Annotated in this window: 16 protein-coding genes; 5 read left to right on the forward strand and 11 right to left on the reverse strand. The window is 72.8% G+C overall.

The annotated features are described in order from the left end of the window. Positions 1-166: 166 nt before the first annotated feature. Both QSK31_RS00785 and QSK31_RS00790 read left to right on the forward strand, forming a co-directional pair. On the forward strand, positions 167-3,790 hold the full coding sequence (locus tag QSK31_RS00785; RefSeq protein WP_285679985.1) for a DUF4132 domain-containing protein: 3,624 nt from the start codon (positions 167-169) through the stop codon (positions 3,788-3,790). Positions 3,791-4,027: 237 nt separating this feature from the next. Beyond that, positions 4,028-4,801 carry an SAM-dependent methyltransferase gene (locus QSK31_RS00790; RefSeq protein ID WP_285679986.1) on the forward strand — a complete coding sequence of 258 codons (774 nt, stop codon included), beginning with the start codon at positions 4,028-4,030 and terminating at the stop codon, positions 4,799-4,801. A 3-nt stretch (positions 4,802-4,804) separates the two neighbouring features. Here the strand turns inward: QSK31_RS00790 and QSK31_RS00795 are convergent, their stop codons facing one another. The 11 genes from QSK31_RS00795 to QSK31_RS00845 all read right to left on the reverse strand — a co-directional run bounded on the left by QSK31_RS00795 (position 4,805) and on the right by QSK31_RS00845 (position 13,289). Then, positions 4,805-5,185, reverse strand: coding sequence for a multicopper oxidase domain-containing protein (locus QSK31_RS00795; protein WP_285680453.1), 381 nt, complete (start codon positions 5,183-5,185; stop codon positions 4,805-4,807). 69 nt (positions 5,186-5,254) lie between these two features. Next, a complete protein-coding gene (locus tag QSK31_RS00800; RefSeq protein ID WP_285679987.1) occupies positions 5,255-5,872 on the reverse strand; it encodes a hypothetical protein in 618 nt (205 codons plus the stop codon). Next, entirely contained in the window at positions 5,869-7,245 is a 1,377-nt protein-coding gene (locus QSK31_RS00805) for a hypothetical protein (protein ID WP_285679989.1), read from the reverse strand. Before QSK31_RS00805 ends, QSK31_RS00800 begins: the two co-directional genes overlap by 4 nt. Next, positions 7,242-8,039 (reverse strand): ATP-binding cassette domain-containing protein, encoded by a 798-nt coding sequence (locus QSK31_RS00810; protein WP_285679991.1) that lies wholly within the window; start codon positions 8,037-8,039, stop codon positions 7,242-7,244. Before QSK31_RS00810 ends, QSK31_RS00805 begins: the two co-directional genes overlap by 4 nt. Before the next feature lie 42 nt (positions 8,040-8,081). Beyond that, entirely contained in the window at positions 8,082-8,876 is a 795-nt protein-coding gene (locus QSK31_RS00815; protein WP_285679992.1) for a cupin domain-containing protein, read from the reverse strand. Further along, the gene (locus QSK31_RS00820; RefSeq protein WP_285679993.1) at positions 8,873-9,421 is read right to left on the reverse strand and encodes an RNA polymerase sigma factor; all 549 of its coding nucleotides are present in this window, start codon (positions 9,419-9,421) and stop codon (positions 8,873-8,875) included. Before QSK31_RS00820 ends, QSK31_RS00815 begins: the two co-directional genes overlap by 4 nt. A gap of 110 nt (positions 9,422-9,531) precedes the next feature. Next, entirely contained in the window at positions 9,532-9,738 is a 207-nt protein-coding gene (locus QSK31_RS00825; protein ID WP_285679994.1) for a hypothetical protein, read from the reverse strand. Beyond that, positions 9,738-10,511, reverse strand: coding sequence for an alpha/beta hydrolase (locus QSK31_RS00830; RefSeq protein ID WP_285679995.1), 774 nt, complete (start codon positions 10,509-10,511; stop codon positions 9,738-9,740). The genes QSK31_RS00825 and QSK31_RS00830 overlap by 1 nt, the downstream gene beginning before the upstream one ends. A gap of 462 nt (positions 10,512-10,973) precedes the next feature. Further along, positions 10,974-11,924: a hypothetical protein gene (locus tag QSK31_RS00835; RefSeq protein WP_285679997.1), complete on the reverse strand. Its 951-nt coding sequence runs from the start codon at positions 11,922-11,924 to the stop codon at positions 10,974-10,976. Continuing rightward, positions 11,921-12,235: a PadR family transcriptional regulator gene (locus QSK31_RS00840; protein WP_285679999.1), complete on the reverse strand. Its 315-nt coding sequence runs from the start codon at positions 12,233-12,235 to the stop codon at positions 11,921-11,923. Before QSK31_RS00840 ends, QSK31_RS00835 begins: the two co-directional genes overlap by 4 nt. Before the next feature lie 31 nt (positions 12,236-12,266). Then, the gene (locus QSK31_RS00845; RefSeq protein WP_285680000.1) at positions 12,267-13,289 is read right to left on the reverse strand and encodes a LacI family DNA-binding transcriptional regulator; all 1,023 of its coding nucleotides are present in this window, start codon (positions 13,287-13,289) and stop codon (positions 12,267-12,269) included. A 74-nt stretch (positions 13,290-13,363) separates the two neighbouring features. Between QSK31_RS00845 and QSK31_RS00850 the strand changes: the two genes are divergently transcribed. From QSK31_RS00850 to QSK31_RS00860, 3 genes are read left to right on the forward strand one after another with little or no spacing between them, the layout of a single operon-like run. Then, complete coding sequence (locus QSK31_RS00850; RefSeq protein WP_285680001.1) at positions 13,364-14,512, forward strand: Gfo/Idh/MocA family protein; 1,149 nt, start codon at positions 13,364-13,366, stop codon at positions 14,510-14,512. After that, positions 14,509-15,660, forward strand: coding sequence for a dihydrodipicolinate synthase family protein (locus QSK31_RS00855; RefSeq protein WP_285680003.1), 1,152 nt, complete (start codon positions 14,509-14,511; stop codon positions 15,658-15,660). Before QSK31_RS00850 ends, QSK31_RS00855 begins: the two co-directional genes overlap by 4 nt. After that, entirely contained in the window at positions 15,657-16,463 is an 807-nt protein-coding gene (locus tag QSK31_RS00860; RefSeq protein ID WP_285680005.1) for a sugar phosphate isomerase/epimerase family protein, read from the forward strand. The genes QSK31_RS00855 and QSK31_RS00860 overlap by 4 nt, the downstream gene beginning before the upstream one ends. The last annotated feature ends 56 nt before the right edge of the window (positions 16,464-16,519 follow it).

Consider the following 16,519-nt stretch of genomic DNA (forward strand, 5'->3'; position numbering starts at 1 on the left):
CCCGGCGATACGGTCCCTGACACACGGATCTCCAGTGTTCATTCGAAGCGGGCGACCGGTGGTTTCCTGCCCCGCCCCGATCCTTGCCGGTGACGAGGGTCGAGTCTGTTCTGTCGTAACCCATCGATACTGTGCCGCCCATCGTCCATCGAGATAGGGGGACAGGGTGCGCAGTTTCGAGCACCGGAGCGCGGAATCCGCGAAGTTCTGGCAGGTGTCGCAGGAGGGTGACGCCGTCACAGTCCGATTCGGGCGCATCGGCACGGCCGGACAGACACGGGTGAAAGAACTCGCCACCGACGAGGCGGCGAGCCTGCACGTGGCCGGTCTGATCACGGAAAAGGTCAAGAAGGGCTACCTGGAGGTGACCTCCGCCGCCGAGCCGGCCACACCGTCCACTGCGGCCGATCCTGCACGCGCGGCCGGGGCGGTGCACGACGCGCCGATCCACGACGCGCCGATCCACGACGAGCTGGTGCAGGACGGGCCGGTGCAGGACGGGCCGGTCGAGCTTCCGGACGAGGATACGTTCGTCCTTCCCGACGCGTGGGTGCGCAGGATCCGGCCGCGGCGCGGCGGACGGCCGGGTGCCCGGCCGCCCTCGCTTGCCGGCGCGGTGGCCAAGGCCGACGACATCCTGACGGAGACACGCGGTCACCGTGAACAGGTGCTGGCGGAGAGGCACAGCGAACCGGAACTGGTGGCCGCCGCCCGTGCGTTCCTCGACGGGAGCCGGATCACCCCACTCGGCGCGGCGGCGACCGCGTGGGCCTCCTGGGACGTCTTCGCCTATCAGCACATCAAGGCGGCGGTCGCCGACGGATGGATCGCAGCGCACGGGCTGGCCTTCGCGGCGCAGGCGGTCCTGGAGTTGAGCGGTCTGCAGAACGGAAGTGGCGGCCACCTCGGCCGCAATGAGCGCATCTCATACTGGCTGGGCGCCCCGTGGCGGCTGGCGGCGGAGCGCGTACGGGCCCGCCTCGCCGTCGCCGACGATGCGGCATACGCGCAAGCTCGGCAGGCGATCGAGGCCTACAGGTCCACGAAACAGCACATGCTTGCGGCGTTCTTGCTCCCCACCGAACCCGGGTGGCTCGGCGAAGACTGTCCGGCAGAGCTGCGCGACGACTCGCTGGCCGCGTTCGTGGTGTCCACCCCACAGGAGTGGGAGCGAATCAGCCACCGCGTCCGCGCATTCGACCTGGCGCCGTCGCTCGGCCTGCTGGCCACGGTCCTCGATGTGATCGGGCCGGCGGTGGGGGCGCGTCTGCTCGAACTGGTAGGTAAAGACGGCTATTCCGAGGAGCGGCGTGCGGTGTTCAACGGCCTGACGCTGATTCCCACCGACGAGGCGTTCGAGGTGCTGGCGCGCCATGTCGACGACGACCTGACGGAACCCGCGCTGATGGAGGCCGCGGAGCGGTTCCCGGTGCGTGCCCTGCGTCTGCTCGGGCTCGCGGCCGACGCCCCGGGCAGCCACCGGCGCATCACCGAGCTGCTGCACCGGCGCGTCACCGCGAACCCGGAGATCGCACGCGCGGCGCTGCCCGTGCTGCCGGAAGCTTCCCGCCGACAGATCGAGCCGATCCTCGCGTCGCTGTCCACGCTGCCGTCCGCACCGGCCGAGATGCTGCATCCGCTGCTGGCGACGCCGCCGTGGACCAGGGTGCGCAAGGTGGTCAAGCCGATCGTGGTCGACGGCCTCACCCCGCCGGACGTGACCCGGGTGTGCTGGCTTCCCGGCGAGCGTGCGGCGGAGCTGACCCAGTTCGAGAAGGAAGCGCCGCTGAGCGGCCCGGAGCACTGGGAGCGTGCGGCGGCGAACCTGCGCGAAGGACGCACGCAGCATCCGGCCGACGAGGAGAGGTTCTTCACCGATGCGCCGCGGTCGATGACGGACGAGTTTCTGGCGGGCTGGCGGCCCACGGATTTCTGGTCCCCGAGGTGGACCATGCCCCGCCTGCTCGCCCGCTTCGATGTGGACGCCGTACCGGTGCTGGTGCATTGCGCCCGCCCCACAGACCTGTCGGACCTCTACGGCTCCCTGCTGCTTCCCGTCGAAGGCCTCGACGTCGCGACCCTGATGGCGGAATGGCTGGGCGGCGGGAAATCGGTGCGGCGGATCGCAGTGTCCTGGCTGCGCCGGCACCCGGAGTCGGCGGCCCGCGAGCTGGTGCCCGCCGCGGTCGGTCCGGCCGGTACGGCACGCCGCGCGGCGGAGCAGGCGTTGCGGGCGGTGGCGGCGGCGGGTCACGAGGACATCGTCCGCGCTGCCGCGGTCTCCTACGGTCCCGCCGCCGCCACCGCCGTGGAGGCACTACTGTCGATCGACCCGGTCGAGATCCTGCCGAAGCGGATGCCGGACCTGCCGGCGTGGGCCGGTGACGCCTCGGCGCCGGCCCCGATCTTGTTGCGTGGTCGCTCCCATGCGTTGCCTGCGGCGGCCGTGCGGCACCTGTGCACCATGCTGGCGTTGTCCCGCATCGGCACGCCGTACCCGGGCGTCGCGATCGTACGGGAGACCCTTGACCGGGCCTCGCTGGCTGAGTTCGGCTGGTCGCTGTTCCAGAGCTGGGAGTCGGCCGGACGCCCGTCGAAGCAGAGCTGGGCCTTGGAGGCGCTGGCGCTGACCGGTGACGACGACACGGTCCGCCGGCTCGCGCCGATCATCCGCGCCTGGCCCGGCGAAGGCGGTCACGCTCGGGCCGTGACCGGGCTCGACGTGCTCCGGGAGATCGGATCCGAGGTGGCGCTCATGCACCTGCACAGCATCGCGCAGAAGGTGAAGTTCGCCGGGCTGAAGTACGAGGCGCAGGAGCGGATCGACGTCGTCGCCGGCGAATTGGGCTTCACCGCCGAGCAACTGGCTGACCGGCTGGTTCCCGATTTCGGGTTGGACGCCCGGGGCCGGCTCACCCTCGACTACGGGCCGCGCCGCTTCGTGGTGGGCTTCGACGAGCAGCTCAGACCCTACGTGGTGGACGACGACGGCGTGCGGCGCAAGGACCTGCCCAAGCCGGGGGCCCGAGACGACGAGGCGCTCGCCACGGCGGCCTACAGGACGTTCGCCGGGCTGAAGAAGGACGTCCGCACGGTGGCTGCGGACCTGATCCACCGGCTGGAGACGGCGATGGTGGTCCAGCGGCGGTGGACCGCCGACGAGTTCCGTCGGCTGCTCGTCGAGCACCCGCTGATGCGGCACGTGGTGTCGCGCCTGGTGTGGGCGACGTTCACCGCGAAGGGGACGGTGGGCACCGCGTTCCGGGTGGCCGAGGACGGCAGCCCGGCAGACGTCGACGACAAGGAGTTCACCCTGGCCGACGACGCCTCGATCGGTGTCGCGCACCCGCTGCACATCGAGTCCGACCTGACCACCTGGACGCGGTTGTTCTTCGACTACGAGATCCTCCAGCCGTTCCCGCAGCTCCGTCGGCCGATGCGGCGGCTGACCGCGGAACAGGCAGCCCAGCAGCGACTGACCGAGTTCGTCGGGGCAGACGTCGCGGTCGACCGGCTGCTGAAGCTGGAGCGGCGCGGATGGTGGGAGCGAAGCACGCCGATGGACGCGGGCATCCAGGACACCGTGGAGTGTTACCTGCCGGGCCGGGGCGGACTGACCTTTCCCCTCGACCCGGGGATCAGCGTCCAGTTCCCGAACGAGGATCCGGTGCAGACCTTCCGTGACGCGCGCCTCTCCGGGGCGCCGAACTTCGCGGCCCTGGATCCCGTGATCCTCTCGGAACTGCTGTGTGACCTGCACTATCTCGTGCACGGCGGAGCGATGCGGTAACGAGCACGGTCTCTCCCGCGACGCCGGTCGGCCGGCGTCGGGGGCCGGGCCGGTTCGGAACTTCCAACGGCGGCGGGCAGGTACCTCTCCACGCCGCCGGCTTTCTCTGCGCGCTGCCCGCTTCCTCTCCGCGTGAGATCACCGCGCGATGCCTCGGACGTGCGGGGGTCCAGGCCCGCGACCTGCACAATCGCCCCGGGCCTGGACCTTCGCGGGTCTACATAGGATCATGGCCGGGTGGCGAATGACGAAGTGGACACGACCGTTCCGCAGACCGCGCGGATCTGGAACTACCTGCTGGGCGGGACGGAGAACTTCGAGGCCGACCGGGCCGTCGGTGATCAGATCCTGGCGGGGCAGCCGGAGCTCGCCGAGCACGCCCGGCTGAGCCGCGCCTTCCTCGTCCGGGCGGTGCGCTATCTGGCCGGCGAGGCCGGTGTGCGGCAGTTCCTGGACATCGGCAGCGGCCTGCCCGCGGTTAACAACACCCACGAGGTCGCCCAGGCCGTCGCGCCGGAGAGCCGGGTCGTCTACGTGGACAACGACCCGCTGGTGCTCACGCACGCCCGCAAGCTGCTCACCAGCAGCCCGGAGGGTGCGACGGCCTACCTCGACGCGAACCTCTACGACATCGACGCCGTGGTGGCCGAGGCCGCCAAGACCCTCGACTTCTCCCGGCCGGTCGCCGTGCTGTTCATGGGTGTGCTCGGGCACGTCGAGGACGACGCCGTCGCGCAGGGGCTCGTGCGCCAGGCGATGGCCGCGGTGCCGGCGGGCAGTTACCTCGCCCTGTACGACGGCACCGACCTGACCCCGGCGGTGGTCGAGGCGGCCCGGATCTGGAACCAGTCCGCGGCCCTGCCGTACCACCTGCGCGGGCCGGCTCGCCTGGCCCGGTTCTTCGACGGCCTGGAGTACGTCGCACCCGGCCTGGTCTCGGTGACCAGCTGGCGGCCGGACACCGATGGCCGGGGGATCGACCAGTACTGCGGGGTGGCCCGCAAGTCCTGACACTCAGGTGGCGGTGAAGTTGGCCATCATGGCCATGTCCTCGTGCTCGAGGTTGTGGCAGTGGAACACGTACTTGCCCGGGTAGCCGTCGAAGTGGATGAGGATCTTGGCCTGTTCGCCGGGCCGCAGGTCGATCGTGTCCTTCCACCCGGCGTCGTAGGGTCCAGGCCCGCCGCTGCCTCGGGCGAGGACCTGGAACGGGCTCAGGTGGATGTGGACCGGATGGTGGAAGTCGGCGTTGAGCTGCCACAGTTCGGTGGTCCCGAGTTTCACCCGGGCCGCGACGGTGTCCGGGCTGAACGGCTCGCCGGAGACGAGCCAGGTGCCGTCGCCGGTCCGGAAGCCGAACCTGCGCGTGACGACCGCGTCGAGGGCGTGCGCGATCCGACCACGCGAGTGCCATCGCCGGCGCGATCACCAACGTCACCTGCGGCGAACTGCTGGACTGACGCGTTATCCGCCGGACTCGGCTTCGGTCGGCGGGGTGGGCGGGCTGACCCGCACCGCGTACGTCAGAAGCCCCGCCACCAGCAACGCCGCCGCCGTGACCGCTGCCGGGACGCTGCTCACCGGCTGGATCAGCCAGAACAGGCACTGCCGCCAGCCCGGCCCGCCCGGGGCGGCGAGCATCGCCTGCAGTGCCGTCCAGACGATCGGGACGGTCCAGGCGAGCCGGGTGCCGACCAGCGCGACGCCGAGCCCGATCAGCCCGGCCAGGCCGGCGCTGTTGCGGATGATCTGCCAGGCGGGCCCGAAGTCGGCGCCGGCCGCCCGGGCGCTGAGCAGCATGACGGCGACGAACGCGCCGGCGCCGATCAGATGCAGCACGCGCCTCGGCGGCCAGGGCAGCGCCGCCGTCTTCTCCAGCGCGTCGTCGTCGCCGGCCAGTGTGGTGATCAGCGGGGCGAGACCGAGCACGACCGTGAGGGCGGCGAGGCTCGGGTCCACCTCGGGCCGGTCCGCCCCGGCCGACCAGAGCACCGCGACGAGGGCCACCGCGGCGAGCGAGATCGTCGCGGTCAGCGGGACACGCCGCGAGCGCAGGTAGAGCGGCAGCCAGCGGGTGATCACGCGGTCGGCTCCCCGGCCAGGATGCTGCGCAGGTCGTCGTTCCGGCAGGCGTTGGCCGCGTCCCGCAGGGCGGTCACCCGACGCACCTGCTCCTGGGGCGGGAGTTCCCGCAGGGCTCTGACGGTCGCCGCAATCTCGGCGCGGGCGCCGTCGTCGTAGGTGAACTGGTTGTCGGTCAGGGGCAGCACGTCGACGTCCATCAGCCAGGCGCCCGCGGCACCCAGCGCCACCTCGTCGCCGAGCCGGCAGCCGTTCATCGTGGTGCCGGCGCCGTTGACGATGTTCGCGGTGAGGGCCACAGGGTCCAGCGCCTTCGTGCGGAACAGGTCGCCGGTGCCCAAGAGGCGGTTGCCGGGGGCGATGCGGAACAGGACCGTGCCGGGTTCGACCTTCGGTGTGGTGCCCCGGAACTGTGCGGGGTCGAAGGTGGAGGCGGCGTCGGCACGCCACTGGACCGCGCGGGAGGGTGCGCCGGGCAGTTTGGCGAGCAGGGTGAGTGCCCGGCGCACCGCCGGGGTGACGGTGGGCAGTTCGTAGGCGTACACCGCGGTCACACACACCTGCGGTGTGCCGTCGGCGCAGACCAGGCGTTGCGCGGCGGCGTCCACCTGGTACCGGCTGCCCGGTCCGAGGGGTGTGATGACGACGGTGAGCACCACCCCCGCGGCGGCCACGGCGAGGCCCGCGGCGCGTAGCAGCCGGGACGCGCCGGCGCCGAGCAGCAGACCGCCCAGGAGCAGGCCGGCACCGAGCGCCAGACGTCCCAGCAGCGCCTCGGTGGTGAACGACTCCCAGGTGTTTCCCGGCGGCGGCAGGTTGAGCGTGAGGCTGCGCAGCCTGCTGTCCTCGGCGGTGGACTCCACGGCGACCTGCGCGACGAGGATGAGTGCGGCCAGCGCCGCGGGCAGCGCCGGCGTCGGCCAGGCCCGTGCGGCGGCGAAGCCCAGCCACACGGCGCCGACGAGGACGGTGATGTCCACCAGGGCCGGCAGTGCGGCGGTGGCGTTGAGGAGACCGCCGGTCGTGCCGATCATGGTGGCGCCGACGGCGAGGGTCAGCAGGTGCACCCCGGCCACGGCCACGGCCAGCGCGGCCGCGGGCGGGGTGACCTTCTGCCAGCGCGGCCGCCCGGTGCTGTCCATCAGTTCGGTGGCCCGGGTGCGCCTCTCCCGCCGGCCGAGCGTGGCGCCGCCGGCCAGTGCCAGCGGTACGAGCAGCAACAGCGAGGCCGCCTGCTGGTAGGAGAAGAGCAGCAACTGCCGGTTCCACTGGTGCATCGTCGCGGCGAGCACCAGCGCACTCGCCAGAATCAGCAGGATGACGAGCGGGATGGCGTTGGACCGGCGCAGCTCGGTGCGGATGACGCGGATCATGCGGCGCTCCGGTGGTCACGCAGGAGCACCGAGTAGCCCCGCTCGGCGGCACTGTCGCCGACACCGTCGCTCGCGCCGGCCCGGGCCAGGTCGGCGGGCAGCCCGCGGAAGGCCAGCCGCCCCTGGTCGAGGAGCAGGACGTCGCTGCAGGCGGCCACCACGTCCTCGACCAGATGGGTGGAGACCAGCACGCACGACGCGTCGCCGAGGTCGCGCAACAGCTCCCGGAACTCGACCCGTTGCTCGGGGTCGAGGCCGACCGTCGGCTCGTCGAGCAGCAGCAGGTCGGGCTCGTTGACGATCGCCTGGGCGATGCCGGCCCGGCGCAGCATCCCGCCGGACAACGACTTGAGCCGCGAGCCGGCGCGGTCGGTCAGCCCGACCCGGTCGATGGCGCGCTGGGTGGCGGCCGGGACGTCCGCGGCGGGCACCTCGCGCAGCCAGGCCATGTACTCGACGTAGTCGCGGACGGTGAACTTCGGGTAGAAGCCGAACTGCTGGGGCAGATAGCCGAGCCGGGACCGCAACGCCCGCAGCGAACGGCGGTCCCTGACGTCGTGGCCGAGCAGCCGCAGCCGGCCGTCCTTCGGCTTGATCACGGTCGCCAGCGCCCGCATGAGGGTGGTCTTGCCGGCGCCGTTGGGGCCGAGCAGCCCGTGCACGCCGGGGGCCAGCATGAGGTCGAGCCCGTCGACGGCGAGCCGGGAGCCCGCCTTGACCCGCAGGCCGGTGGCCTCGACCTGCCAGGCCTGGGTCGACGGCGCCACTTCGCCGGCGCTGACTGCGCGAACCATGAATGCTCCTTCTGTCACGGGCACAGGTGCCGGTGATCGCTGTTACTTGCTCAGGTGCCGGTGGTCGCCGGCGCGGAGAATGGTCAAGCCGATGAGAGCCACCGCGGTCACCGCCCACCCGGGCAGGCTCTCCGTCTGGACGAACACCGGCATGCGGACCGTGACGAGCGCGGGGAGGACGATCGCCAGCACCCAGGCGCCGCCGAGCAGCACGGCCGCCCGGCTCACCCCGATCAGGCCGCCGAGCAGCAGCGCCGCGGCGGTGAACGTCAGGCAGGGCAGCAGCCACAGAGCCGGATTCGTGCCGAGGCGCCAGCCCACCGCGGCGAGCAGTGGCAGCACGGTCGCCAGGACCACCACCGTGCGCCGCAGCAGCAGCTCGAGGCCGGCCCGGGCCGTACCGGCGACGGTCTCCCACGCCGGATCCCAGCGCCGCGACCACGCCACCGCGAGCCCGCCCAGGGGTGCGACCGGGGCCAGCAACAGCACCACCGCCGACCGCACCGGGAACGCCGCGTCGAGCAGGAACGCGGCGATGACCGCCATCAGCGTCACCAGCGCCCACGGGAACACCGACCACGCGGCCCATCGGTGCGTCAGCCGGCGCAGGCGCCGGCGCCGGGCGGGTTTCGGGCCGTTGCGGGCCCGCGCCAGGATGGCGGTCCGGGTCTCGGCGAGCATCTCGCCCACCGGCGCGGGGATCAGCCCGGCCAGCCTGTCCTGGCACTGGGCGCACGTCTCCAGATGCGCCTCCACCGGCCAGGCCATCGCATCGTCGGCGCCGAGCTCCCCGGTGGCGTACGCCGTCAGCACCGCGACCGGCACATGTGCGGTCATGAGAGTGCCTCCTTCATCGCGTTGCGGGCCCGCCGCGCCCGGCTCTTGACCGTGCCCTCGGGCAGCCCCAGCAGGACCGATGTCTCGCGGACGGTGAGCCCGTCCAGCACCATGGCCCGCAGCACCGCCCGCAACTCGGGCGCGAGCTGGGCCAGAGCGGCGCCGAGCTCGCCGCCGACCGTGCGGGCCAGCGCCTCGTCCTCGGCGGCCGGCGTGCTGACCGCGGGCAGCTCCTCGGCGGGCGTCTCCAGCCGCCGGGACTGCCGGCGCAGGGCGTCGACCAGCCGGCGGGCGGCGATCGTCCAGAGCCAGCCGGCCGCCCCACCGCCACGCGGCCGCAGATCGGCGAACGACCCGGCGGCCCGCCAGACGGTGAGATAGGTGTCCTGCAGGACCTCGGCGACGAGCCCGTCGTCGGAACAGCGCCGCCGCAGCCGGACCGCGACCGCCGGGGACGTCCTGCGGTACAGCTCGTCGAACGCCGCCAGGTCACCCTTGGCGACGAGGCGCAGCAGGCGCTCCTCGTCCGGCACGTTCGCTCTCACAAACGGTTGATCGCTGCGGAGGCCGGCGACGGATCACGAAGCCCTATGTGGTGGGTCACAAAGTTCGCTCCGGAACGGATGTCAGCTGACCGGCTTGCGCATCTGCCGCGTCACGACCTCGAAGCCGGAGGTCTCATGCCCTCGGTGTCGAAGCCGCCGGGCAGCAGGGCGTCGTTCGACCGCGCCGCCTGCTCGACCGCCTCGTCCGCCGGCCACGCGCCGGCCGCCATCTGCTCGGCGGCGTAGGCCCGGACGACGTCGCCCCGCCACGCGTCGGACTCGGCCCGGCTCATCGGTTCCAGCAGCAGCACGGTCATCAGACCGGGCAGCTTACCGGCGCTGCCAGGGGCGCGGTGCCCAAGGCGGCGAGGACCACGGCGGTCACCGCCGGGTCGGTGGGCAGGGCGCCGTGCGAGACCGTCGCCGACGGGCAGATGCTCTGGATCCGCAGGTTGACGGCCCCGTCGAGGACGGCGGACTCGGGCGGCTGGACCGTCTCGTCGTCCGACGTCCAGATGCTCAGCCAGGGCAGGCCGTCGGGCAGGTCCTCGTCGTCGATGCGGTCGAGCACGTCGCTGCCCGGGGCGAGCTGGCGGCAGGCCCGCGGACAGGCGCCCGGGGCGAGCGCGGCTCCGGCGCCGGCGAGGTTCGCGCCGTGCAGGGGAGAGCCGAGCGTGATGATGCGGCGGGCCACGGTCGCGCCGGCGTGCCGGTCCACCCAGAGGCGGGTGACGACGCCGCCGGCCGAGTAGCCGATCACGTCGACCGAGGGCGCGCCACCGTCCAGGGCCGCGCGGACCACCGTGTCCAGGGTGTCGGACTGTTTGAGCAGGTCACCGGTGCCGCCCTCGGGCAGCGTGACGACGGTCGCGGTCCGGCCGGCGGCGGTCAGCACCTGGGCCAGGCGGGTCAGCGAGACCTGGCTGCCGCCGTACCCGGGAACCAGGATGACCGTGCCCGGCGTGCCCTGGTCGGGCCGCTCGCCGGAGTCGCCGCTCCGGCCCAGGACCAGGCGCACACCCACAAAGATCAAGACCGCCGCGACGAGTACGCCGGCAGCCACGACCAGAAGACGCCGGCGCGGAGACACGCACCCATCATGCCTGTGGACAACCGTGCGAAAGTGTCGTACCCACCCGCTACATTCCTGCCCACCCAACAGGGGTGGGGGTGGCGGCGGCCCGCGTGTCGCGAGCGGGGGCGCGGTGGCGGCGGCCCGCGTGTCGCGAGCGGGGGCGCGGTGGCGGCGGCCCGCGTGTCGCGAGCGGGGGCGCGGTGGCGGCGGCCCGCGTGTCGCGAGCGAGGGCGGGGTGGCGGCGGCCCGCGTGTCGCGAGCGGGGGCGCGGTGGCGGCGGCCCGCGTGTCGCGAGCGGGGGCGCGGTGGCGGCGGCCCGCGTGTCGCGAGCAGGGGCGGGGGAGGTGGCGGCCCGCGTGTCGCGGATCTTCGCGCGCCCCCTGGTCGGCGAGCTGCCCGGCCGGGGCTGGCGCCGGATGGCGACCCGCGTTTCTGGGCGGGTCGCCATCCGGGCGGAAGGTGGACTGCCGGTTCACCTCATGGTGTGACGGCCTCGCCGCGGACCTGGTGTGGTGGCCGGGCGAAGACCGCCGCGAGCCCGATCACGGCGAGCCCGATCGCGAGCGTGCGCAGCCCGGGCCCGAGGGTGTCGGGGAACGCGGACGTGTCGCGGAGGGGCCAGGGCATCCAGGCGAGCGCGTCGTGCGCGAGCTTGCCGACCCCGTTGCCGTCGTCGTCACTGAGGTAGAGGTAGAGGCCCTGGTAGAGCCGCCCGGCCGGCACGAGCAGGAGCGCCGCGCCGAGGGCGCCCGTGACGAGTGCCGGGAATCGGTGCGGGGAGGCCGCCAGCCGGTGGGCGAGGGCCGCGCCGATCAGCCAGCCGGCGAGCAACCCGATCGCCAGGCCGCCGAGGAGCAGCGGCAGGTAGGCGGCGGGGCGTACCGGATAACCCATCACCGACACGGTCAGGTCGGTGTAGCCCTGCACCGAGACGCGCAGGTCACCGGTCCGAGCCGAGAAGCCGGGCTGGCCGCGGTCCTGCTTGATGGCGGTGACGTCCCAGCCGGCCGCGGTGAGCCGGGTGTGGATCTCCCGCACCGACGGCTCGAGGCCGGCCGCGCCGATGGGCGACGTGATCGACAGGGCGAAGCGCTCGTGCGTGGTCTGCGTGGGCCGCGCGTCCGGACCGAGGATCTGCGGCATCAGCGGGCCGACGGCCGGCACCGGGGAATGGGCCTGTTCGCCCGCCCATGATCCGCCGAGCAGGCCCAGCGCGCCGCCGACCACCATGGCCAGGACCGCGGTGACCACGCCGATCGGCCGCACCGCCGGGAGCCGGAACCGCTCGCGCAGGCCGTCGATCGCCAGGCGCAGATGGTCGGCGGAGGAGGGATGCCCGCCGGTCACGTCGGCGAGGGTGCTGACGAGCTCGGGCCCGTGGCGGCGGCGCATCCGGGCCGGGTAGGCGGCCAGCAGAAGGCGGCTCATGCGAGCCCCCATCGGCCGAGCTGGGTCTCGGCGGCGGCGACCCGCTTGCGGAGTCGTGCCGCCTGGGCGGTGAGGGCGCCGGCCCCGCTGTCGCTGAGCCGGTAGTACCGACGCAGCCGCCCGTCGACGGTTTCTTCCCGGTCGGCCGTGATCAGGCCTTGGTCGGCGAGCCGGTCGAGAGCGCCGTAGAGCGTCCCGGGTCGCAGGTTCACCTCCCCGTCGGAGAGGGTCTGTACGGACTGGATGATCCCGTAGCCGTGCAGCGGCTCGGCCGCGAGCGCGGTCAGGATGAGGAAGGTGGCTTCTTGCACGGCGACACACTACGTGCGGCGTTATATAACGTCAAGCGGAGTATGGTCCGGCGGTGCTGTCGCGGAGGACGAGGGTGGCCTCCGCGTGCTCGACCTGCGGCCCGTCGGTCGCGGGGGAGCGCAGCACCAGCGACATCGCGCGGACGCCGATCTCTTCCAGAGGCAGCCGTACGGTGCTGAGCGCCGGCGTGACGTCGACGGAGATCGGCATGTCGTCGAAGCCGATCAGGCTCACCCGGCCGGGCACGTCGATCCCGCGGGCCCGCAGGCAGGCCAGCGCCCCGACGGCCATCGAGTCGTTCAGCGCCGCGATCGCGGTCAGTCCCGGGATCCGGTCGAGCAGCGTCGACGTGGCCGCCATGCCCCCGTCGCGGCCGAAGTCGGCGTACTCGATGTGCCTGGTCGTCAGGCGGTGACCGTGGTCGCGCGCCGCCCGGCGCAGGCCGGACAGCCGGTCGGTGGTCGTGGTCAGGTGGCGCGGGCCGGCGATCACCCCGATCGTGGTGTGCCCGAGGCGGTAGAGGGCGTCGGCCGCCAGCCAGCCGCCGTGCTCGTTCTCCGGCACGATCGCGTCGCCCGCGTGCTGGTGGCGGCCGATGACCGCGACCCGGCCGCCGGTGTCCTCGTAGAGGCGCAGCTTGCGGTCCAGCCGGGCGGTGATCGGTGCGTCGTGGTAACCGGACCCGGCCAGCACGATCGCCGCCGTCTGGTGGGCGTGCAGCAGGTCGACGTACGCGAGTTCGCGCTCCGGATCGCGGTAGCTGTTGCAGATGATGACCAGGCGGCCGTGCTCGGTGGCGACCCGTTGCAGCCCGCGGGTGATCTCGGCGAAGTAGGGGTCGGACACGTCGTGGACGACCACCCCGACCGCGGTCCGGTCGGCCCGGGCGAGCTGCTGCGCGTTGGCGTTGGGCACGAACTGGAGCTCGGCGACGGCCGCCAGGACCCGCTCGCGCAGTGCCTCGCCGACCGGCTTGGGACTGTTGTTGATGATGCGCGAGACGGTCGCGGTGGACACGCCGGCCCGCCGCGCCACGTCCGCGAGAGTTGCCACGGTTGCACCCTAGCGAACTTCCCGAAAAAACCGGTAACGTGCCAGGAAAGCGCTTACCTCTGGAGGTTCGGCCGATGGCGACGCGCGTACCGATCGGAATCCTGCTGAACGGTGTGACCGGCCGGATGGGCTATCGCCAACATCTGGTCCGGTCCCTGCTCGCCATCCGCGAGCAGGGCGGCGTCCCGCTGCGCGACGGCACCGTCCTGTGGCCGGAGATCATCCTGGCCGGGCGCAACGAGGCGAAGCTGCGCGACATCGCCGACCGGCACGGGCTCAGCGAGGTGGCCACCGACCTGGACGCGGCACTCGCCCGCGACGACGTGTCGATCTACTTCGACTCGCAGGTGACCAGCGAGCGGGAGAAGGCGATCACCGCCGCGATCGCCGCCGGCAAGCACATCTACACCGAGAAGCCGACGGCCACCACGCTGTCCGGCGCGGTCGAGCTCGCCCGCAAGGCCGACGCGGCCGGCGTGAAGCACGGCGTCGTGCAGGACAAGCTGTTCCTGCCCGGGCTGCTCAAGCTGAAACGGCTGGTCGACGGCGGCTTCTTCGGGCGGGTGCTGTCGGTGCGCGGCGAGTTCGGCTACTGGGTGTTCGAGGGCGACTGGCAGGACGCGCAGCGCCCGAGCTGGAACTACCGGTCGCAGGACGGTGGCGGCATCACGGTCGACATGTTCCCGCACTGGCACTACGTGCTCGAGCAGATCTTCGGTCACGTCCGCGCCGTCACCGCGCACGTGACCACCCACATCGGCGAGCGGTGGGACGAGGCGGGGGAGCGGTACGAGGCGACCGCCGACGACGCCGCGTACGGGATCTTCGAGCTGGAGAGCGGCATCGTCGCCCAGATCAACTCGTCGTGGGCGGTTCGCGTCTTCCGCGACGAACTCGTCGAGTTCCAGGTGGACGGCACCGAGGGCAGCGCCGTCGCCGGGTTGCGCCGGTGCCGGGCGCAGCACCGGTCGGCCACGCCCAAGCCGGTGTGGAATCCCGACCTCCCGGCCACCGAGCGTTTCCGCGAGCAGTGGACCGAGGTGCCGGACAACGAGGAGTTCGACAACGGTTTCAAGGCGCAGTGGGAGATGTTCCTGCGCCACGTCGCCGAGGACGCTCCGTACACGTGGGATCTGTGGGCCGGAGCGCGCGGGGTGCAACTGGCCGAGCTGGGTCTGCAGTCGGCCCGCGAGGGCCGCCGCATCGAGGTGCCCTCGCTGTGAGCGCCACCGTCAACCTCCCGGGCGGGTCCTTCACCCTGAGCGGTTCGGGCGCCGAGTGGGCCACTCCCGCTTCACCCTTTCAGAGCAGGATCGCGTACGCCGCGGCGCACGTGGTCGCCGATCCGGCGGCGGAGAACGTGCCCGGCGCCCCGCCCGTCCTCGACTGGGACGCCACCCTGGCCGCCCGCCGGCACCTGTGGTCGTACGGCTTCGGGGTGGCCGAGGCGATGGACACCGCCCAGCGCGGCATGGGCCTGGACTACCCGCAGGCCCGCGAGCTGATCCGCCGCTCCTGCGCCGAGGCACGGAGCGCCGGCGGCCGGATCTGCGCCGGGGTGGCCACCGACCAGCTCGCGCCCGGCCCGCACCCGCTCGACGACATCCGCAAGGCCTACGCGGAGCAGCTCGCCGACGTCCAGGAGGCCGGGGCGCTGCCGGTGCTGATGTGCAGCCGCAACCTGGCCGCCTCGACCTCGGAGGCGAAGGACTACCTCCAGCTGTACGGCGGGCTGCTCGCCGATGCCGGCCGGCCGGTGATCCTGCACTGGCTGGGCCCCGCGTTCGACCCGGCGCTGGCCGGATACTGGGGTTCCGGCGATCCCGTGCACGCCGCCGACACGGTCGTCGAGCTGATCGCCGCGCATCCGTCCAAGGTGGACGGCATCAAGCTCTCGCTGCTCGACCACGACTTCGAGGTGGCCCTGCGCCGCCGCCTGCCCGCCGGGGTGCGCCTCTACACCGGCGACGACTTCAACTACCCGGCGCTGATCCAGGGCGACGACCAGGGGTATTCGGACGCGCTGCTCGGGGTCTTCGCCGCCGTCGCCGCTCCGGCCGCCGCTGCCCTCCGTGCGCTCGATGAGCGTGATCTCACCGCGTACCAGAGGATTTTTGAACCCACCGTGACCTTCGCCCGCCACCTCTTCGGGCGTCCCACCTGGTTCTACAAGACCGGCATCGTCTTCCTGTCCTGGCTGGCGGGACGGCAGGAGCACTTCACGATGGTGGCCGGTGCACAGAGCGGTCGCTCGCCCGCCCACCTGGCCGAGCTGTTGCGCCTCGCCGACGCCTCCGGCCTGCTGCCCGGCGCCGAGCTCGCCGCCCATCGGGCACGCGCCTTCTTCACCACCGCGGGGGTGTCCCAGTGACCGGCCGGTTCTCGCTCAACCAGGCCACCACGAAGTACTGGCCGCTGCCGTCCCTCGCGGCCGGGTGCGTCGAGGCCGGGGTGACGCGCGTCGGGCTCTGGCGGGAGGACATTCAGGCGTACGGGGTGGAGAAGTCCCGCCGCCTGATGGACGACCACGGCCTGACCGTGACGTCGCTGTGCCGCGGCGGCTTCTTCCACACCGACGGCTGGCTGGACGAGAACAAGCGGGCCGTCGACGAGGCCGTGACCGTCGGCGCTCCGGTGCTGCTGCTCGTCTCCGGTGGCCTCCCCGCCGGCAGCCGCGACATCGACGGCGCCCGCGCCCGCGTCGGCGAACGCATCGGCGACCTGGTCCCGCACGCCCTGGCCGCGGGCGTCCGGCTGGCGATCGAGCCGCTGCACCCGATGTTCGCCTCCGACCGCTGCGTGGTGTCGACCCTGGCGCAGGCCCTCGACCTGGCCGCGCCCTATCCGCCGGCCGCGGTCGGTGTGGCCCTGGACACCTACCACCTGTGGTGGGACGACACCATCTGGGCGCAGATCGAGAGGGCCGGCCGGGAGGACCGGATCGCCTGCTTCCAGGTCGCCGACTGGGTCACGCCCCTGCCGGCGGGCGTCCTGCTGGGCCGAGGCCTGCCCGGCACCGGCGTGGTCGAGACGCGCCGCTTCCGCGAGGCCGTCGACGCGACCGGCTTCACCGGCCCGATCGAGGTCGAGGTCTTCGACGAGGAGCTGTGGGCACGCCCGGGCCCCGACATTCTCGCCGACACCCTGGCCGCGTTCCGGGCTCACGTCCGGTAGAGGGCTCACGTCCGGTAGAGGATGCGGCAGGACGGCAGCCGCTCAGCGATCTCGCG

It is taken from the genome of Actinoplanes sp. NBRC 103695 (assembly GCF_030269485.1).
GTDB lineage: Bacteria > Actinomycetota > Actinomycetes > Mycobacteriales > Micromonosporaceae > Actinoplanes.